Genomic DNA, 19,644 nt, shown 5'->3' with positions numbered 1-19,644 from the left:
TCTTTTCTGCCGCTATGAAACCGTATTCACTGCAAGAACTTGCGCAGCGTTTCGACCTTGAGCTGGTCGGAGCGGGGCAGACCGCCGTCAACGGCGTTTGCGCGCTGAGTCCCGGCCGGGCAGGGGCGCTGGCCTTCCTGTCGAATCCCAAACTGCGCGAGCAGCTGGCGACGACCCAGGCCAGCGCGGTCATCGTCGCGGCGCGGGATCGCGAGGCCCTGCGGGTACCGGGTCTGATCGCCAAGGATCCGTATCTGGCGTATGCGCGCATCGCGCAGTTGTTCGACCCGGATCGTGAATTCGTTGCGGGTATCGACGCCTGCGCCACGGTGGCCGCCGATGCGCGGATCGGCGAGGGTTGCCGGATCGCCGCAGGTGCGGTCGTCGAATCGGGCGCCACGATCGGTGCCGGATCGACGATCGGCCCGAACTGCGTGATCGGTCGCAACGCTCAGCTCGGTTCGGCTTGCCGCCTTGCCGCCAATGTCTATGTCGGACCACGCGTGCGTATCGGCGATCGCTGCGCGATCCAGCCCGGCGCCGTCGTCGGCGGGCGCGGCTTCGGCAACGCGCCGAGCCCGACCGGCTGGGTCGAGGTTCCGCAACTGGGCACCGTCGTCATCGGCAACGATGTCGAGATCGGCGCCAATACCTGCATCGACCGCGGTGCGATGGACGACACAATCATCGAGGACGGCGTGCGGCTCGACAATCTCATCCAGATTGCCCACAACGTGCATATCGGCGCGCATACGGCGATCGCGGCGATGACCGGCATCGCCGGCAGTACCCGCATTGGCCAGCGCTGTATGATCGGCGGCGCCGCCGGCATTGCCGGCCACATCACGATTGCCGACGACGTCATCCTGCTCGGCAGGGCGATGGTCACCGGCTCTATCCCGGCCAAAGGTGTTTACGGATCGGGTCTGCCGCTGGAAGATGCGCGCAGCTGGCGCAAGACGGTGGCGCGCATTCGCCGTCTCGACAAGCTGGAACACAGAGTCAAGACGCTGGAGCGCGGCAGCGGCACCGCCCCGAACGACGCAGAGGATGAACCCAACGATGTTTGATATCCGTCAGATCCTGGATTTGCTGCCGCACCGCTATCCGTTCCTGCTGGTCGACCGTGTGCTGTCGATCGAGAACGACGGCAATGTGCTCACCGCGATCAAGAACGTGACCTACAACGAGCCGTTCTTCCCGGGCCATTTTCCGGGATTGCCGACGATGCCGGGCGTCATCATTCTCGAAGCGATGGCTCAGGCCTGCGGCATTCTCGCGATCCAGCGTTCGGGCATGCGCAAGGAGTCAGGATTCATTCTGTACTTCGCGGGCATCGACGAATGCCGCTTCAAGCGCCCGGTTGTACCCGGCGACCGTCTGACGTTCCGGGTCGAACTGCTCAAGCAGAAGCGCGACCTGTGGAAATTTTCCGCGCAGGCGAGCGTCGATGGCGAGCTGGCGTGCAGCGCCGAGATGCTCTGCGTGCTCAAGGACGCAGAGCGTGACGTGAAGGGGGACTGATGACGCGGATCCATCCCACAGCGATCGTCGACGCCAAGGCCGAGCTGCACTCGAGCGTCGAAGTCGGGCCGTACAGCATCATCGATGCCGGCGTTGTCATCGGCGAAGGCACGACGGTCGGTCCGCATGTCGTGCTGCGCGGGCCGATGACGATCGGCCGCGACAACAAGATCTTCCAGTTCAGCTCGCTCGGCGAAATCTCCCAGGACAAGTCGGCCAAGCCGGACGATGCGACGCGCGTCGAGATCGGCGACCGCAACACGATCCGCGAGTACGTGACGATCCAGCGCGGCACGCTCAAGGAACAAGGCCTGACCAAGGTCGGCAACGACAACTGGATCATGGCGCAGGCGCATATCGCGCACGACTGCATCGTCGGCAACAACACGATTCTCGCCAACGGCACGACGCTGGCCGGTCACGTGCTGATCGAAGACTGGGTGGGTCTTGGCGGCTACACGCTGGTCCATCAGTTCTGCCGCATCGGCGCGCATGCGTACACCGGTGGCGGCTCGATTGTCCTGCGCGATCTGCCGCCGTTCGTCATCGCCGAAGGCCATCCGGCACGTCCGCGCGGCATCAATGCCGAAGGTCTCAAGCGCCGCGGTTTCACGCCTGACGAGATCGAGCTGATCAAGGATGCGTACAAGCTGATCTACGTGTCCGGCGAATTGATGGCGGACGTCAAGCGCAAGCTCGCCGAAGTGGCGACCGGCTCCGACAAGATCGCGCAGATGCTGGCCTTCATCGAATCCTCCAAGCGCGCCCTGGCCCGGTGAGCGCAGCGTCGCCGCGCATTGCACTGATCGCTGGCGAGATCTCCGGCGATATCCTCGGCGCCGCGATTGCGACGAGCATCAAGGCGCGCTGGCCGCAGGCGCAGCTCTATGGTGTCGCCGGTCCGCGCATGGTCGCGGCCGGTGTCGAGGCCATCGCCTCGATCGACGAATTGTCGGTGATGGGCTTTGTCGAAGTGCTGCGCGTGCTGCCGCGTCTGCTGCGATTTCGCAAACAGCTGCTGCAGCGTCTGCTGGCCGACCGTCCGGATGCCGTTGTCGGCATCGATGCGCCGGATTTCAATCTCGGCCTTGAACGACGTCTGCGCGAAAAGGGCATTCGCACCGCGCACGTTGTCAGTCCGACGGTCTGGGCCTGGCGTTCCGGTCGCGTGAAAGGCATCGCCAAGGCCGTCGACCGCATGCTGTGCCTATATCCGTTCGAGCCGCGCTGGTACAGCGCGCATGCCGTGCAAGCCGACTACATCGGTCATCCGCTCGCCGACGAACTCGATGATTCGCTCAGTGCGGTCGCTGCGCGCGAACGTCTCGGCATCCCAACAGACGGCCAGGTGCTGACGGTGATGCCGGGCAGCCGCCACGGCGAGATCCATCATCTGGCGGCGGTGTTTGCGCAGACCGCGGCGCATCTGGCGCAACAGAAACCGGGGCTGCGCGTACTGACGCCAGTCGCCAAGCCGGCCTTGCGCGCTGCGATTGCCGAAGCGATCGCGATGCACGCGCCGCAGCTGGACTGGACGCTGATCGATGGCGATTCGCGGCTCGCGATGCAGGCCGCCGATGCGGTGCTGCTCGCATCCGGCACCGCAACGCTGGAGTGTCTGCTTCTCGGCCGGCCGATGGTCGTTGCGTATCGCGGTTCGGCGCTGACCGCATTCCTGATGCTGAAGATCGGCTTGCTGAAGACGCGCTACGTCAGTCTGCCGAACATTCTGGCGGATGACGCCGTTGTGCCTGAACTGCTGCAGGCTGCCGCCGAGCCGGCGACGATGGGCGCGGAACTGCTGAAGCTGTTCGACGATGCTGCCGCGCGTGAGCGCCAGCTCTCGGCGTTTGGCGCGGTGCGCCAGGAGTTGCGCCGCAACGCGGCCGATCGTGCGGCTGAAGTCATCCTCCGCCTGATCCGCCCGGAGTCCGCCGCATGAGCATTGCCGGTGTCGACGAAGCGGGTCGCGGCTGCCTGGCGGGGCCGGTCTATGCCGCCGCTGTCGTGCTCGGCGCGACCTGGCCGACGGGCCTCAACGATTCGAAGAAGCTGACCGCGCAGCGGCGCGAGCAGCTGTTCACGCAGATCCAGGCCGAGGCTGTCGATTGGGGCATCGCCAGCGCAAGCGCCCAGGAAGTCGATCAGCTCAACATCCTGCAGGCGAGTCTGCTGGCGATGCAGCGCGCGGTCGCCAGCCTGCGGGTGGTGCCGATCGAGGCCTGGGTCGACGGCAATCGCGCACCGAAGCTGGTCTGCAGCGTGCGCACGATCGTCGGCGGCGACGCGCTGGAGCCGGCCATCATGGCCGCGAGCATTCTTGCGAAGGTCGCGCGCGATCGTCATCTGCTGGAGCTCGACGCGCAGTATCCGGGCTACGGTTTTGCGCAGCACAAGGCCTATGGTACGGCTGAACATCTCGCGGCGCTGCGTCTGCTCGGTCCCTGCCGCGAGCACCGCATGAGCTTCGCGCCCTGCGCGGAGATTGCCCGCGTCTTCAGCATGAGTGCGGAGCTCAGCGCGTGACGGGCTTCGTCCATCTGCGGGTGCATACCGAGTATTCGCTCAACGACGGCATCGTTCGCGTCGAGCCGCCCCGGCGCAAAGGTGGTGGCAGCGGTGAAACCCTGACGACACGCGCCGCCAACCTGAAGTTTCCTGCGGTGGCGGTGACCGATCGCAACAATGTGTTTGCGATGGTCAAGTTCTACAAGGCCGCCGAGGGCGTCGGCATCAAGCCGCTGATCGGGGTCGATCTGTGGCTGCAGGAACGCAACGCCAACGACAGTCCCGAGCGGATCACGCTGCTGGTGCAGAACGAGATGGGCTACCGCAATCTCGCGCGCCTCATCTCGCTGGCGTTCACGGATGGGCAGGGCAGCGGCCAGCCGCTGATCAGCTGGAACTGGCTGACGACGCATGCCGAAGGCCTGATTGCGCTGACCGGCCGCGATGGCGCGGTGTTCCGCGCCAGCCAGTCCGATCAGGTCGATGTCGCGCTGGATGCGCTCAGTGCACTGCGCGCGCTGTTTCCGCAGCGCCTGTATCTCGAAATTGCCCGCTGCGGTCGCAGTGGCGACGAAGACTGGGTGCAGGCCGCGTGCGCGCTGTCGCGACATGCCGGCGTGCCGGTGGTCGCGACGAACGATGTGCGCTTCCTGCTGCGCGAGGAATTCGAGACACACGAGGCGCGCGTCTGCATCGCCCAGGGCCGGGTGCTCAGCGACGACAAGCGGCCGCGCGATTACAGCGAGGAGCAGTACTTCAAGTCGGCCGACGAGATGCAGGCGCTGTTCGGCGACATTCCCGAAGCGCTCGCCAACAGTGTCGAGATCGCCAGGCGCTGCACGCTGACGCTGAAGTTCGCGCCGCCGTATCACCTGCCGAATTTTCCGGTGCCGGACGGCTACGACACCAACAGCTGGCTGCGCGAGCGCGCGCACGCGGGCTTGGTCGAGCGTTTCGCCGAACTGGCTGCCGCTGCCGGACTGGCCGGCGACGAAGACACTTATCGGCAGCGTCTCGATTACGAGCTGGCGGTCATCGAGAAGATGGGCTTCGCCGGTTATTTCCTCGTCGTGTCGGACTTCATCCAGTGGGCGAAGGCCAACGGCTGCCCGGTCGGGCCGGGCCGCGGTTCGGGTGCCGGTTCTCTGGTTGCCTACGCGATCCGCATCACCGACCTCGACCCGCTGCCGTACAACCTGCTGTTCGAGCGCTTCCTCAATCCAGAGCGCGTGTCGATGCCGGACTTCGACATCGATTTCTGCATGGACAACCGCGACCGCGTCATCGAGTACGTGACGCAGAAGTACGGTCGTGCGCGTGTCGGACAGATCATCACCTACGCGACGATGGCGGCGCGCGGCGTGGTGCGCGACGTCGCGCGCGTACTCGGCCACGGTTACGGCGTCGGCGACAGCATCGCCAAGCTGGTGCCCGGCACGCCGGGCGCGACCTTGCAGGACGCGCTGGACACGGTGCCGGAACTCAAGCGCCGCTACGACAGCGAAGAGGACACCCGCGCGGTGCTCGACATGGGCCTCGCGCTCGAAGGCATCACGCGCGGCGTCGGCGTACATGCGGGCGGCGTCGTCATCGCGCCGGAACCGCTGACCGAATACACGCCGCTGCTGTGCGAAGCCGGCGGTGCCGGCATGCGCACGCAGTTCGACATGAAGGATCTCGAGGCGGTCGGCCTGGTCAAGTTCGATTTCCTCGGCCTGAAGACACTGACGGTGATCCAGGAGGCGGTCAACACGATCGAGCGTGAGCACGGCATCCACCTCGACATGCTGGCCTTGCCGCTCAACGATCAGGAAACCTACAGCAAGGTCTACCAGAGCGGCGATTCTTCGGCGGTGTTCCAGATGGAATCGCCGGGTATGCAGAAGGCCAGCCGCGATCTCAAGCCGGACTGCTTCGAGGACATCATCGCGCTGGTGTCGCTGTATCGCCCGGGCCCGATGGATAACATCCCGACCTTCTGCGACAACAAGCGCGATCCGCGCAAGATCGAGTACCTGCATCCCGAGATGGAGCTGGTGCTGCAGCCGACCTACGGCATCTTCGTCTACCAGGAGCAGGTGATGCAGATGTCGCAGCATCTGGCCGGCTACACGCTCGGCGGTGCCGATCTGCTGCGTCGCGCGATGGGCAAGAAGATTCGCGCGGAGATGGAGAAGCAGCGCGAGATCTTCACGACCGGCGCAACCGGTCGCGGCATCGACGGCGAGATCGCCAGCAAGGTCTTCGACCTGATGGCGAAGTTCGCCGACTACGGTTTCAACAAATCGCATGCGGCTGCATACGCGCTGGTCAGCTATCACACCGCCTGGCTGAAGGCGCATTACCCGGCCGAGTTCATGGCGGCGGTGTTGTCCTGCGAAATGCAGCACACCGATTCGGTCGTCGCGATGCGCGACGAGTGCCGGCGCATGCGCCTGGATGTGTTGCCGCCGGATATCAATCACAGCAGCTACCGTTTCACCGTGCCCGGCAAGAATCAGGTGCGCTACGGCCTGGGCGCGATCAAGGGCGTTGGCGAAGGCGCCATCGAAGGCATCATCAACGAGCGCAAGGCCAACGGCCCGTTCCGCGATCTGTTCGATTTCTGCCGGCGCATCGACACCCGCAAGGTCAACAAGCGCGTACTCGAGGCGCTGATCATGTCCGGCGCGATGGATACGCTCGGCCTCAACCGCGCGTCGATGTTCGCGACCCTGCCCAAGGCGCTGCAGCTGGCCGAAGCGGTCGCCGAAAGCGCCGCTTCCAAGCAGGACGACATGTTCGGCCTGGGCGGCGGGCGTACCAACGAGCCGGCCGGCATCGAGGCCGAGCAGCTGCGCGAGTGGTCGCTGCGCGAGAAGCTGTCGCGCGAAAAGGAAACGCTCGGCTTCTATCAGTCCGGCCACCCGCTCGATGGCTACCGGGAACTGAGTGAAGCAGTCTGCAGCGGCCGCATGCTCGAACTGGTGCGCGCTGTCGCGGCCAGCGGGCCACCGCCGGTCGGCGCCGATGGCAAGCCGCAGTGGCAACCGCGCGCCAAGCTGATGTTCGCCGCCTGGGTCAAGGACGTGCGCTTCTTCAAGGGCGATGCCGGGGCCGAGGGGCGCAATTCTCGCGCCAGCTACAAGGTCACGGTCGAGGACAGCGGCACCGACCTTTCGTGCTGGATCGACGCCGATGCCTTCGCGCGCTTCCAGTCCTTCGTCAAGACCGACACGCTGGTGTTCCTGATTGCCGAGATCGGCATGTCGCCGGCACGCGACCAGCGCGAGCCGGAACCGCGTCTGTATGCCCCGGAGTTTCTCAGTCTGGATCAGGTTTATCGCGAATACGGTCAGCGGCTTACGCTCGACTGGCGGCGGCCGATCACGGACGTGCTGGCGCTGCGCCGGCTGATGACGCCGCGCCGCATGCCGGACGGCACTAGCCTGCATGTGCAGTTCCGCAACAGCAGTGCCAGCTGTACCTTGGAGCTGTCCGGCGAGTGGCGCGTGCGGCTCGACGACGAGTTCCTGCTGGCGCTGGAGCAACTGCTCGGCAAGGACTGCGTTAAAGTGAGCTATCGACAATACGTGGCCCCGGTCACCGAGCGGCGGTTCTCCGCGCCGGCCGGCGGGGGTTTTGACGACGAGTAACGATCCAGGGGTTGGTGGCTGGGGCCGCCGCAAGCACGATGAATCTCAACTATCTTGAATTCGAGCAGCCGATTGCCGAGCTGCAGCAAAAGATCGAGGAACTGCGCTTTGCAACCTCGGGCTCCGGTGTCGACCTGACCGAGGAGATCGATCGCCTGCAGATGCGCAGCAAGGAGCTGACCGAGCAGATCTTCAACAAGCTCACGCCCTGGCAGGTGGCTCAGCTCGCGCGTCACCCGCAGCGGCCGTACGCGCTCGACTACATCAAGACCCTGTTCACCGACTGGGAAGAGCTGCACGGCGACCGGCACTACTCGGACGATCCGAGCATCGTCGGCGGCATCGCCCGTCTCGACGGCCGCGCCGTTGTCGTGCTCGGCCAGCAGAAAGGCCGCGACGCCAAGGAACGCGTCTACCGCAATTTCGGCATGCCCAAGCCGGAGGGCTATCGCAAAGCCCTGCGCCTGATGAAGGTGGCGGAGAAATTCAATCTGCCGGTGCTCAGCTTCATCGATACGCCGGGCGCCTATCCGGGCATCGGTGCCGAGGAGCGCAATCAGTCGGAAGCGATTGCACGCAACCTGTTCGAGCTGTCGCGCTTGCATACGCCGGTGATCGCGACGGTGATCGGCGAGGGCGGTTCCGGCGGCGCACTGGCGATCGGCGTCGCCGATCATGTGCTGATGCTTCAGTACGGCATCTACTCGGTGATCTCGCCGGAAGGCTGCGCGTCGATCCTGTTCAAGAACGCCGGCCGTGCTTCGGAAGCGGCGGAGGCCATGCGCATCACCGCACCGGATCTGTATTCGCACAAGCTGATCGACGAGATCGTGCCCGAGCCGCTGGGCGGCGCGCACCGCGATCCGGCAACGATGATGAATACGCTCAAGCAGAAGCTGCAGGGCACCCTGGAACGGCTGTGCCATATGCCGATGTCCAAGCTGCTGGCAACGCGCTACGACCGCCTGATGGCCTACGGCGCGTACACGACCACGCAGTAGTTGAACGGTGAGCGGCGAGCATGCTGAAACTGCCGCCACCGCCTGTCGCCGCCGGAAGAACGCTGTGGCTGGGCTACAGCGGCGGCGCTGATTCCAGTGTCCTGCTGCATGCGCTGAATCAGGCGCTCAAGACCGCGGCCAAAGGCTGGCCGCGCGATCTGAAGCTTCGCGCAGTCCATGTCCATCACGGCCTGCAGGCCGCCGCCGACGGCTGGGCCGAGCACTGCGCCACCCACTGCCGGCAATGGCAAATTCCATTCGAGATTCTGCGTGTCCAGGTCGATCAGGCCGGGCAGGGACTGGAAGCCGCCGCACGCGAGGCACGCTATGCGGCGCTCGGCGCGTTGCTGGAACCCGGCGACCTGCTCGTCACGGCGCATCACCTCGACGACCAGGCCGAAACCGTGTTGTTCCGCAGCCTGCGCGGCACCGGCATCGCCGGCCTCGGCGCCATGCGCGAACTCGAGCCGCTGGCGGCCGGCCAGCTGTGGCGCCCGCTGCTCGCGACGCCACGGGCCAGCCTGTTGGCCTATGCGCAGGCACAGGATCTGGATTTCATCAGCGACCCGCATAACGAAGACACGCGTCTGACGCGTGCTTTCTTACGGAAAGACGTCATGCCGCTGCTGCAGCAGCGCTTTGCCGTCGCCGAAAACCTGGCGCGCCTCGCGCGGCACGCGCAGGCGACCGAGCGCCTGCTTGCCGAGCTCGCCCGGCAAGACGCCGCGATGCTCAAGGCCGGCACCGGGTTCAGTGTGGCTGGTCTGCTTGCGCTGACGCCCGAGCGCCGGCGCAACCTGCTGCATCACCAGTGGCCGGGCCTTGGCCTGCAGCCGCCGGACGAGCGCTGGTATGCGCGGCTGGATGCGGAAGTGCTGTCGGCCAATACGGTGGTGACGCCGGTGCTCGCCCAAGGTGAGGTCGAAGCGAGGCGCTATCGCGATGAACTCGTGCTGATGCGTCGCCTGCCGCCGCCGCCGGAACCGGGAACCCGTCTGAACTGGCGTTCCGGAAGCCGGATCGAGCTGCCGCCTGGCTGCGGCGAATTGCTGGCCGAGCGCTTGCCTGCGGGCGGTGTGGCGCTGGCGTTCGGCCTCGCCGGCCTCGGTTTGCGGCCATTGGGCGTCGACCGGACGCGCAGTTTGCGCAATCTGTATCAAGAGGCCGGGCTGCCGATCTGGGTGCGTCAGCGCATTCCGCTGGTCTTTCTCGGTTCCGAGCTGATTGCGGTCGGCGATCGCTGGCGCAGTGCAAAAGCCGCTGCATTGGGCCTTTTTGTGCGCTGGAAGCACGATTTACCCGGTGCCTGAGCGGAAAATTGCACCGCGGGTGCGCGAGCCGCGCCCGATTTTCGAGCGTGGGGACTGTGACGGATGCGGGCGCTTCCCGTAAAATTGTCGAAACCCATTGCCCCGATCCCGCCATGCCTGACGCGCCCCATCAGACGCGATTTATTTTTGTGACCGGAGGCGTGGTGTCCTCGTTGGGGAAGGGCATCGCTGCCGCCTCCCTGGGCGCCATCCTTGAGTCGCGCGGCTTTACGGTGAGCATGATCAAGCTCGACCCGTACATCAACGTCGACGCCGGCACGATGAGTCCGTTCCAGCACGGTGAAGTCTTCGTCACCGAGGACGGCGCGGAAACCGACCTCGATCTCGGCCATTACGAGCGCTTCCTGCGTGGCAAGACCACGCGCTACTCGAATCTGACGACCGGTCAGGTCTACCGCAATGTGCTCGAGAAGGAGCGCCGCGGCGATTATCTCGGCAAGACCGTGCAGGTCATCCCGCACATCACCGACGAAATCCAGACCAACGTGCTGAAGGGCGCCGCCGGCGCCGATATCTGCATGGTCGAGATCGGCGGTACGGTCGGTGATATCGAGTCGCTGCCGTTCCTCGAGGCGATCCGCCAGATGGGCGTCGAACTCGGCCGCGAGCGGGCGATGTACATGCACCTGACGCTGGTGCCGTTCGTGAAGGCCTCCGGCGAGCTGAAGACCAAGCCGACGCAGCATTCGGTCAAGGAACTGCGCAGCATCGGTATCCAGCCAGACCTGCTGATCTGCCGCAGTGAGCGCACGCTGCCGGACAGCGAGCGCCGCAAGATCGCACTGTTCACCAACGTGCCGTACCGCGCGGTGATTTCGGCGATCGACCTCGACGACATCTACAAGATTCCGCATTGGCTGCACCAGCAGGGCCTCGACGATCTGGTCGTCAAGCACTTTGGCCTCGAAAGCCGCAATGCCGACCTGTCGGCCTGGGAGCGTCTGGTCGAAGCCAAGGTTTCGGCGGACACCGAAGTGCAGATCGCGATGGTCGGCAAGTACGTCGATCTGGCCGATGCCTACAAGTCGCTCAACGAAGCACTGTCGCATGCCGGCATGCACACCGCGACGCGCGTGCGCATCCGCTACGTGGAATCGGAAACGCTGGAGACCCAGGGCGTGCGCGTGCTGCAGGGCGCCGATGCGATCCTGGTGCCCGGCGGCTTCGGTGAACGCGGCATCGAGGGCAAGATCCTCGCCGCGCGCTATGCCCGCGAGAACAAAATTCCGTACCTGGGCATCTGCCTCGGCATGCAGGTGGCGGTCATCGACTACGCGCGCAATGTCTGCGGCCTCACCGACGCGCACAGCACCGAATTCAACGACAAGACCCCGCATCCGGTCATCGCGCTCGTCACCGACTGGCGCGATGCCGAAGGCCGCATGCACGTACGTACGCTGGAGTCGAACAAGGGCGGCACGATGCGCCTCGGTTCGCAGGCCTGCCGCCTGAAGGCCGGCTCGCGGTCGCGCGCCTTGTACAACGCCGAGATCATCAGCGAGCGCCATCGCCACCGTTTCGAGTTCAACAACAACTACAAGGAACGCCTGAGCGCTGGCGGTCTTGATCTGGTCGCCGAATCGGTCGAGAACGAGCTGGTCGAAATGGTCGAGCTGCCGAATCATCCGTTCTATGTCGGCTGTCAGTTCCATCCGGAGTTCACGTCGACGCCGCGCGATGGCCATCCGCTGTTCGAGGGCTTCGTGAAAGCCGCGCGCGAGCAGCATCTGGCGCATCGCGGCGGCAGCGAGGCAGTCAGCCCGGCGAAAGTAGCGTGAAGCTGCTCAATCGCGACATCGGCGGGCGCAATCCCTTCTTCCTGATCGCCGGCCCGGACACGCTGGAGTCCGAACAGCTGGCGCTGGATGTTGCCGGTCACGTCAAGGCGATTGCCGACAAGCTCGGCATCCTCTACGTGTTCAAGGGTTCCTTCGACAAGGCCAACCGCAGCTCGCACAAGAGCTATCGCGGTCCGGGCCTCGAAGGCGGCCTGAAGATCATGCAGAGCGTCAAGAAGCAGATCGGCGTGCCGGTGCTGACCGACGTTCACGAAGACACGCCGCTGGGCGAAGTCGCAGCCGTCATCGACGTGATCCAGACGCCGGCGTTCCTGTGCCGTCAGACCAACTTCATGCAGAACGTCGCCCGTACCGGTCGGCCGATCAACGTGAAGAAGGGTCAGTTCATGTCGCCCTGGGAAATGGGCAACGTCATCGAGAAGATGACCGCCGTCGCCGAACACCAGTTCATGCTCTGCGAGCGTGGGTTCTCGTTCGGCTACAACAACCTCGTCGCCGACATGCGCGGCCTGGCGATCATGCGCAAGTACGCGCCGGTCGTGTTCGATGGCACGCACACGGTGCAGCTGCCGGGCGGACAGGGCACGGCGTCCGGCGGCATGCGCGAGATGATTCCGGTGCTGGCGCGCGCCGCGATCGGTGCCGGCGTCGCCGGTCTGTTCATGGAAACCCACCCCGATCCCGATTCGGCGCTGTGCGACGGCCCGAACTCGCTGCCGTTGAAGAAGATCGAGTCGCTGCTGACGACGCTGGTCGAGCTGGATCGTGTCGTGAAGTCGGGTCCGTTGCTCGAAGACGAGCTGGTTTAGTTTTTCGCGGGAACAATAAAGGGCGGTCGGGTTTACCGACCGCCCTTTTTCTTGCCCGTGATTCAGGCGCCGAGGCGGCGTCGCAGCAGACCGGCCAGCAGCAGCGGCATCAGCAGCAGCCAGCCCAGTGCACTCGCGCCGAAGCGCCCGGCATCGGGTGTGCCGCCGCCGGGGGTTCCACCGGTCGTGCCACCGCCTGTGGTTGGCGGCGGCAGACCGCTGCCACCGACCTTGCAGCTGAACACCGCGGTGTCGTCGACATACCAGCCGCGGTTGCCGCCGCAGCCGTCCTGGCCGAATTCCCAGCGGAAGTGCAGCGTGTCGCCGGCAACGACGCCGAGCTTGCTCAGGTCGACGACGCTGCGACCCCAGCTGCCGGTGGCTTCGCCCTGATCCGAGCCGCTCCAGGCCATCTCACCGGCCTGCGGGTTGGTGTTCTGGTCGAGCGGCGGTGGGCCGCGCAGCGTCGAGTTGTAGGCGTTGTGAGTGAAGGCTTCTGCCGGCACCGCAGAGAATTCGCCGTTGCCGACGCTGTATCGGAGGATCGCGCCGTCGACTTCCGCTTCGGTCTGCACGAAGTGGGTGAAGGTCAGGAAGCTCGCTGCGTCGGTGACGGTGATTGCGGGTGAGTCCATCCAGAACGCGCCCGAGTAATCGCCGCCCGCCGCGCAGGTGCCGCCGGTGTCGTCGATCGCGAAGGCGGCATGTCCGCCATGCGGCGGCGGCAGATCGTCCTTGACCTCGAAGGCGAAGATCGGCGGCTCAGTGTCGCCGGTGAGGTTCTTGCCCAGCGACCAGCCGCTCGGGATCGCGCCGCTCTCCCAGGTTTCGGAGAAGCTCGGTTCGGGCGCCTGGCCCTCCGGGCACAGCGCGGGAGTCTCGGCTTCCGGCTGCAGCACCGGTACGTAACCGCACTTCTCCTTCGGACTCTCGCGGAATTCGACCGCGACCGTCGCAGCGTGCACGGCCTCGCAATCGGCGGCGCTGATGACTTCGCCGGAGACTTCGCCGAGCACATTGTTGAGCGGCGCGCCGATCAGGTCGGTGCAGGACTGCTCGAGCGCATCGGCATGCTGGGCGAAGTTGGTCGTCGGCGTCTGGTAGTGCGTCTGCGCATGGAAGTAGATGTGCACTGCCTTGATCAGGCCGATCTTCGGGATCGTGACGCCGTTGAATTCCTTGCCGTCGACCAGCATCGCGAAGGCATGATTCGGCACACCGGAATTGGTGTGCACGCCGCCGCCGTCGCCGGTGCCGCAGTAATAGTTTTCCGAAGTGATGACGCTGCCGGGCGAGGGCGCGAACGTCGTGATCGGCAGGCCGAGAATCGGCACGTGGATTGCGAAATTGTCCGGATCCCACATGTCGCGCAGCAGGAGTGCCGCCGCAACTTCGGACAGGTCCTCGCCGACGACCCAGCGGCTGCCGCCGTTCTCGAAGTACTCGCCTTCGGTCAGGGTGACGCCGAGCGGGCCTTCGATGCCGTTCACGAGGTCGTAGGTTTCGCCGAAGATGTCCGAATAGGCTTCATTGAGCGCGCCCGACTGGTACTGGTAGACCAGACCGTGCGTGTATTCGGTGTAGGCATGGCTCCATTCGTGGCTGACGACGTCGTCGGCATCGAACAGCGGGCAGTAGTTGGTCGACGTGCCGTCCCAGTAAGCGTTCGGGCACTGGGCATTGACGAGATAGACGCTGCGCTGCGCCTGTTCTTCCGGCGGCGTGTCGCCGTCGTCATAGCCTTCGCGGCCGAACAGGTTCTTGTAGAGCGCATAGGTGCCGCCGGCGAAGATGTAGAGATTGTCGGTGGGCAATCTCGGCAGGCGCGACAGCGGGTCGCTCGGGCCGTCGCCGGTCAAGGGAATGTCGGCCGGCGCCAGTGCGCTGCCTTCGGTCAGTAGCGGCGTCACATTGATGTTGGGCGTGTAGATTTCGCGATTCAGCTGACTGTGAATCTCGTCGATACGGTTGAGCACCGCGCCGCTGTTCGCATCGAGGATGATGCGATCGCGGATGATGTCTTGTGCGCCGCCACGGATCATTGCCTCGTAGGCGAGATGATTGCGGCCGGCGACGCCCTTGAGCAGCCCGCTGCGGTAGATCATCAGGCGGGTCGATTCGATGTTCAGCTGCGAAGCCTGCGGATGCAGCTTGCGCGCGGTGGCGAGGGCGCGGTTGCGCAGATCGCCGGTTTCGAGCTTGGCACGCGTGGGCAGTTCGCCCAGGCCGTCGACGAACACGCCGCTGGTGCCGAGGATGCCGTTGTCATTCATGTGAACGACCAAGCGGGCGCCGAACACCGGCAGTCCATTGTGCAGCTGCTCCATGTGCACGTGGGTGTTGCCGGCGGCGTCTCTGGAAACGCGGGTCTTTCCCAGCTCCTGCACGGCATCGGTGATGCCGAACAAGTTGCCGTAGACCGACAGGAAGGACAGGGCGCGGACCTTCGGTTCCGTACCTGCACCGTCGACCAACAGCGGCGCGACGCCGGCGGTGTGAATCGCCCGGTAGCTCTGGTCGGCAATCTGCCGGTCGAGCAGCGTGCCGGCGGCGTTGTCGCGCAGGCGTTGCAGCAGTTCCGCAGGGGACTTGAGCAGGCGTTCCGGAATGGCGCTGGCCGGGCCGGCCCAGGCGCCGAGCAGGCTGGCCACCAGCAGCGAGCGCGCCGCGACGTGCATGGACTGTTTCATGATTTCCCTCTGGAGGCGGCCCGTCTGCGCGGGCGGTAATGATTGCGCACGTCAGCCGCCCCAACGGCCACCGTGACGCAGAATGCGACAGGCACTAAAATAACTGGATCAACCGCACCACCTCACTAGGGATTACTACCTACAGATGTCTGCCATCGAACGCGTCACCGCCCTCGAGATCATCGACTCCCGCGGCAATCCCACGGTTGAAGCCGTCGTCACGCTGGATTCCGGGGCCGTTGGCCGCGCCGCGTCGCCGTCGGGCGCCTCCACCGGTTCGCGCGAGGCCGTCGAGCTGCGTGATGGTGCGCCAGCCAAGGGCCGCGCCCGTTTCATGGGCAAGGGCGTGCAAAAAGCAGTGAAGAACGTCGAGACCGTCATCGCCAAGGCGGTGATCGGCTTGGATGCTCAGGATCAGGGCCGCGTCGACCAGGTCATGATCGACCTCGACGGCACGCACAACAAGGCCAAGCTCGGCGCCAACGCGATCCTCGCGGTGTCGCTGGCGACCGCCAAGGCTGCGGCCGAAGAGAACCTGCTGCCGCTGTACCGCCACCTCGGCGGCATTTCCAGCACGACGCTGCCGGTGCCGATGATGAACGTCATCAACGGCGGCGCGCATGCCGACAACAACGTTGACATCCAGGAATTCATGATCCTGCCGGTCGGCGCCGCGAGCTTCTCGGAAGCCATGCGCCAGGGCGCCGAGATCTTCCACACGCTGAAGAAGGTGCTGCAGACGCGCAAGCTCAACACCGCGGTCGGCGACGAGGGTGGCTTCGCGCCGAACCTGCCGTCGAACGCCGCTGCGCTGGATTGCCTGCTCGAGGCGATCGAGAAGGCCGGCTACAAGGCGGGCAAGGACGTTTATCTGGGTCTCGACGTCGCTTCGACCGAGTTCTTCAGCAAGGGCAAGTATCACCTGCACGGCGAAGGCCGTTCGTTCTCGCCGGAGGAGTTCGCCAAATACCTCGGCGGCCTGTGCGCCAAGTACCCGATCATCTCGATCGAGGACGGCATGGCCGAGGGCGACTGGAAGGGCTGGAAGACGCTGTCCGACCTGCTCGGCAAGAAGGTCCAGCTGGTGGGCGACGATCTGTTCGTGACCAACACCAAGATCCTCTCGGAAGGCATCGCCAAGGGCATCGCCAACTCGATCCTGATCAAGCCGAACCAGATCGGCACGCTGACCGAGACGCTGGACGCGATCCAGATGGCGACCGATGCCGGCTACTCCAGTGTCGTCTCGCATCGCTCGGGCGAAACCGAAGATGCTACGATCGCCGACATCGCGGTTGGCACGACCGCCACGCAGATCAAGACCGGCTCGCTGTGCCGCTCGGATCGCATGGCCAAGTACAACCAGCTGCTGCGTATCGAACGTGAACTCGGCAAGCGTGCCCGCTACCCGGGCAAGGCTGCTTTCCCAGTGGAGATCTAGTCCGGTCATATGGCGAATCGCGCCGCCCTCGCAATCCTCGGACTGCTGCTGCTGACTCTGCAGTGGCGTCTCTGGATCGCCGACGGCGGCATTTCGCATACGCACCGGCTCAAGTCCGAACTGAGCGAGTACAGCGCCAAGAACGAGCAACTGCGCGCACGCAACGCCGCGCTCGATGCCGAGGTCCGAGATCTCGGCAACGGCACCGTCGCCATCGAAGCGCGCGCGCGCACGACGCTGGGCATGATCAAGGAAGGCGAGACCTTCTATCTTGTCGTGAACCCCTGAATGGCCGGTACGGCGCAGCAAGCTCCGCGCTATTGGGCTGTGATCCCCGCTGCCGGCGGCGGCAGCCGCATGGGCATCGACCAGCCCAAGCAGTACGTCCATCTGCGCGGCCGCAGCATGCTTGAGTGGAGCCTCGCGCCTTTTCTCAATCTGGGCTGGATCGACGGCGTCGTGCTCGTGCTCGCGCGCCAGGACAACGAGTTCGCCAAGCTGCCGCTGGCGCATCATCCGCGCATCGTGACCACCGTTGGCGGCAAGGCGCGGTCGGAATCGGTGCTCGCCGGCCTGCAGCTTGTTGCGGAACGCAGCCGCGGTTTCAGCGATGTGCGGGTGCTCGTTCACGACGCGGCGCGGCCGTGCGTGACGCTGTCGGAAATCCGCCGGCTGCACGAGGAAGTCACCGATCGCGATGGCGGCCTGCTCGCTGTCCCGGTTGCCGATACCCTCAAGCGCGGCAATCAGACACGCGTGACGGAAACGGTCGATCGCTCGGCGTGCTGGCGCGCATTGACGCCGCAGCTGTTTCCGCTGAGCGAGCTGATGACGGCACTGCAGGCCAGCGCCGGCAGCGGCGTTGAGGTCACCGACGAGAGCAGCGCGATGGAACTGGCCGGTTTCAAGCCGCGCCTGGTGCGCGGTGCGACCTCGAATATCAAAGTCACCTATGCCGAAGACCTGCCGCTCGCCGAATTCTTCCTCGCCCAGCAGCGCCCGCCGTCATGAAGCTGCGCATCGGCCACGGGTTCGACTCGCACCGGCTTGAAGCCGGCGAAGGCGTCGTGCTCGGCGGCGTGCGGATCGAGTGCCCGTTTCGCCTGATCGCACATTCGGATGGCGATGCGGTAATCCATGCGCTGTGCGATGCGCTGCTCGGCGCGATCGCCGCCGGTGATATCGGCAAACTGTTTCCGGACACCGATCCGCAATACAGCGGCGCCGACAGTCGCGTGTTGCTGCGCGAGGTCATGCGCCGAGTGCAGGCTGCCGGCTACGCGGTCGTCAATGCCGATCTGACGCTGATCGCCCAGGCGCCGCGGGTCGCGAACTACATCGGCGCGATGCGCGAAGTCCTCGCGCAGGACCTGCAGGTCTCGCTCGATCAGGTCAACGTCAAGGCGACGACCAACGAAGGCATGGACGCCATCGGCCGCAAGGAAGGCCTGGCGGCGCATGCGGTTGTGCTGTTGACGGGCGATTAGGCTGTGCGCAGCCCCAGTGCCGGTTAACGCGTCCTGAGCAGCACGTAGATCGCCCCGCTGCCGCCGTCGACCTGGCGCGCGCTGCAGTAGGCGAGGACGTCCTTGCGTTTGCGTAGCCAGCTGTCGAGCAGGCGCTTGATGACGGGACCGCTGTTCGGCGATCCGTTGCCCTTGCCATGGACGATCCGCAGGCTGTGCTGGCCGTGGTACTGGCATTCCGCGAGAAACTGGTTGAGGGCAGCCTGCGCCTGAAAGCGGTTATGGCCGTGCAGATCGAGATTGGCTTCGATGCGGTAATGGCCGCGGCGCAGGCGGCGCAGAACGGACTCGGGCTGGCCCGGAGCGCGGTACTGCAGGGTTTCGCCGTGTTCGAGGATATCCGGATCCGGTTCCCGCAAAAGCTCACGCAGGACTTCCGCATCGTCGAGCTGCTGCTGGCGCGCCTGCGGCTTCGGCTTCGCCAGGCCCGTGTCTGCGCGGTTTGACGGCTTCGCCCGGCGCACGTCGCGGGTCGCCTGGCGAAACAGCTCGAAGTCGTCCTCGTCGGTCGGGCACATGGGGGCAGACCCCGGAATTAGGTGGTTTTTCTGCTGATCTGGGCGCCCATGATAGCGAGCGAAATCGGTACACTGGCGCGAACTGACCGCTGCCCTATGAAAATCCTGCTTTCCAATGACGACGGCTGCATGGCGCCGGGCCTCGTCTGCCTGCGCGACCATCTGCGCAGTCGCCACAAAGTCACCGTCGTTGCGCCCGATCGCAACCGCAGCGGCGCCAGCAATTCGCTGACGCTGCTCAACCCGGTTCGGGTCCAGGAGCATGCCGACGGCACGATGTGCGTCGACGGCACGCCGACCGACTGCGTGCATCTGGCACTGACCGGATTGCTCGAAGAGCAGCCGGACATGGTCGTCTCCGGCATCAACGCCGGCGCCAATCTGGGCGACGACACGCTGTATTCGGGCACCGTCGCGGCCGCAATGGAAGGCCGTCACCTGGGCTATTCGGCCATCGCGATCTCCAGCGTCGGCGTGTCGCCCAAGCATTACGCGACGGCGGCACGCGTCGCGCTGCGCATGGTCGAGCAGCTCGAAGCCGCGCCGTTGCCGGGCGACACGATCCTCAATGTCAACGTGCCGGACGTTCCCTGGGAAGAACTCAAGGGCTATGAAGTGACGCGCCTGGGCAACCGCCACCGTGCCGAGGCGGCGATGCGCTCGCAGGACCCGCGCGGCCGCGCGATCTACTGGATCGGCGGCGCCGGCGGTGAAGCCGACTGCGGTCCGGGCACCGATTTCCATGCCATTGCCAACGGCCGCGTCGCGCTGACCCCGCTGCTGGTCGACCTGACCCGTCATGCGGCACTCGAGCGCCTGGCCAGCTGGGCGGCCGCACTGTGACGCCACAGCGCAACAGTCG

The 19,644-nt window shown here is 65.4% G+C and carries 17 protein-coding genes; 15 read left to right on the top strand and 2 right to left on the bottom strand.

The genetic code is table 11. The features are described 5' to 3' along the window. Nucleotides 1-14: 14 nt before the first annotated feature. The 10 genes from lpxD (at nucleotide 15) to kdsA (ending at nucleotide 12,607) form a co-directional block, all read left to right on the top strand. The gene (gene lpxD / locus AC3WUF_RS14090) at nucleotides 15-1,070 is read left to right on the top strand and encodes a UDP-3-O-(3-hydroxymyristoyl)glucosamine N-acyltransferase (protein ID WP_492426619.1); all 1,056 of its coding nucleotides are present in this window, start codon (nucleotides 15-17) and stop codon (nucleotides 1,068-1,070) included. Continuing rightward, nucleotides 1,063-1,524, top strand: a complete 462-nt coding sequence (gene fabZ, locus AC3WUF_RS14085; protein ID WP_492426617.1) for a 3-hydroxyacyl-ACP dehydratase FabZ — start codon at nucleotides 1,063-1,065, stop codon at nucleotides 1,522-1,524. Before lpxD ends, fabZ begins: the two co-directional genes overlap by 8 nt. Then, on the top strand, nucleotides 1,524-2,303 hold the full coding sequence (gene lpxA, locus AC3WUF_RS14080; RefSeq protein WP_492426615.1) for an acyl-ACP--UDP-N-acetylglucosamine O-acyltransferase: 780 nt from the start codon (nucleotides 1,524-1,526) through the stop codon (nucleotides 2,301-2,303). Before fabZ ends, lpxA begins: the two co-directional genes overlap by 1 nt. Further along, nucleotides 2,300-3,466, top strand: a complete 1,167-nt coding sequence (gene lpxB, locus AC3WUF_RS14075) for a lipid-A-disaccharide synthase (protein ID WP_492426613.1) — start codon at nucleotides 2,300-2,302, stop codon at nucleotides 3,464-3,466. The genes lpxA and lpxB overlap by 4 nt, the downstream gene beginning before the upstream one ends. Further along, entirely contained in the window at nucleotides 3,463-4,050 is a 588-nt protein-coding gene (gene rnhB / locus AC3WUF_RS14070; protein WP_492426611.1) for a ribonuclease HII, read from the top strand. The genes lpxB and rnhB overlap by 4 nt, the downstream gene beginning before the upstream one ends. Continuing rightward, nucleotides 4,047-7,667, top strand: a complete 3,621-nt coding sequence (gene dnaE / locus AC3WUF_RS14065) for a DNA polymerase III subunit alpha (RefSeq protein WP_492426609.1) — start codon at nucleotides 4,047-4,049, stop codon at nucleotides 7,665-7,667. Before rnhB ends, dnaE begins: the two co-directional genes overlap by 4 nt. Before the next feature lie 38 nt (nucleotides 7,668-7,705). Beyond that, nucleotides 7,706-8,668, top strand: coding sequence for an acetyl-CoA carboxylase carboxyltransferase subunit alpha (locus tag AC3WUF_RS14060; RefSeq protein WP_492426607.1), 963 nt, complete (start codon nucleotides 7,706-7,708; stop codon nucleotides 8,666-8,668). A 20-nt stretch (nucleotides 8,669-8,688) separates the two neighbouring features. Next, nucleotides 8,689-9,978: a tRNA lysidine(34) synthetase TilS gene (tilS, locus tag AC3WUF_RS14055; RefSeq protein ID WP_492426605.1), complete on the top strand. Its 1,290-nt coding sequence runs from the start codon at nucleotides 8,689-8,691 to the stop codon at nucleotides 9,976-9,978. Between the two features lie 113 nt (nucleotides 9,979-10,091). Then, entirely contained in the window at nucleotides 10,092-11,777 is a 1,686-nt protein-coding gene (pyrG, locus tag AC3WUF_RS14050; RefSeq protein ID WP_492426603.1) for a CTP synthase, read from the top strand. Continuing rightward, entirely contained in the window at nucleotides 11,774-12,607 is an 834-nt protein-coding gene (gene kdsA / locus AC3WUF_RS14045) for a 3-deoxy-8-phosphooctulonate synthase (protein WP_492426601.1), read from the top strand. Before pyrG ends, kdsA begins: the two co-directional genes overlap by 4 nt. A 62-nt stretch (nucleotides 12,608-12,669) precedes the next feature. On the opposite strand, the gene AC3WUF_RS14040 is transcribed toward kdsA, so the two are convergent. Next, entirely contained in the window at nucleotides 12,670-15,297 is a 2,628-nt protein-coding gene (locus AC3WUF_RS14040; protein ID WP_492426599.1) for a M4 family metallopeptidase, read from the bottom strand. 145 nt (nucleotides 15,298-15,442) lie between these two features. On the opposite strand from AC3WUF_RS14040, the gene eno reads away from it, so the two are divergent. The 4 genes from eno to ispF are packed head-to-tail and all read left to right on the top strand — an operon-like array spanning nucleotide 15,443 to nucleotide 18,225. Beyond that, nucleotides 15,443-16,738, top strand: a complete 1,296-nt coding sequence (gene eno, locus AC3WUF_RS14035) for a phosphopyruvate hydratase (protein WP_492426597.1) — start codon at nucleotides 15,443-15,445, stop codon at nucleotides 16,736-16,738. Nucleotides 16,739-16,747: 9 nt separating this feature from the next. Further along, nucleotides 16,748-17,026, top strand: coding sequence for a septum formation initiator family protein (locus AC3WUF_RS14030; RefSeq protein ID WP_492426595.1), 279 nt, complete (start codon nucleotides 16,748-16,750; stop codon nucleotides 17,024-17,026). Further along, nucleotides 17,027-17,749, top strand: coding sequence for a 2-C-methyl-D-erythritol 4-phosphate cytidylyltransferase (gene ispD / locus AC3WUF_RS14025; protein ID WP_492426593.1), 723 nt, complete (start codon nucleotides 17,027-17,029; stop codon nucleotides 17,747-17,749). A 2-nt stretch (nucleotides 17,750-17,751) separates the two neighbouring features. Next, the gene (gene ispF / locus AC3WUF_RS14020) at nucleotides 17,752-18,225 is read left to right on the top strand and encodes a 2-C-methyl-D-erythritol 2,4-cyclodiphosphate synthase (protein WP_492427200.1); all 474 of its coding nucleotides are present in this window, start codon (nucleotides 17,752-17,754) and stop codon (nucleotides 18,223-18,225) included. A gap of 23 nt (nucleotides 18,226-18,248) precedes the next feature. Here the strand turns inward: ispF and AC3WUF_RS14015 are convergent, their stop codons facing one another. After that, nucleotides 18,249-18,782, bottom strand: coding sequence for a Smr/MutS family protein (locus AC3WUF_RS14015; RefSeq protein ID WP_492426591.1), 534 nt, complete (start codon nucleotides 18,780-18,782; stop codon nucleotides 18,249-18,251). A gap of 96 nt (nucleotides 18,783-18,878) precedes the next feature. On the opposite strand from AC3WUF_RS14015, the gene surE reads away from it, so the two are divergent. Continuing rightward, a complete protein-coding gene (gene surE / locus AC3WUF_RS14010) occupies nucleotides 18,879-19,625 on the top strand; it encodes a 5'/3'-nucleotidase SurE (RefSeq protein ID WP_492426589.1) in 747 nt (248 codons plus the stop codon). Nucleotides 19,626-19,644: the final 19 nt, after the last annotated feature.

This window comes from Fontimonas sp. FW305-C-3 (assembly GCF_058783185.1).
This window is presented reverse-complemented; position numbering and strand designations above follow the sequence as displayed.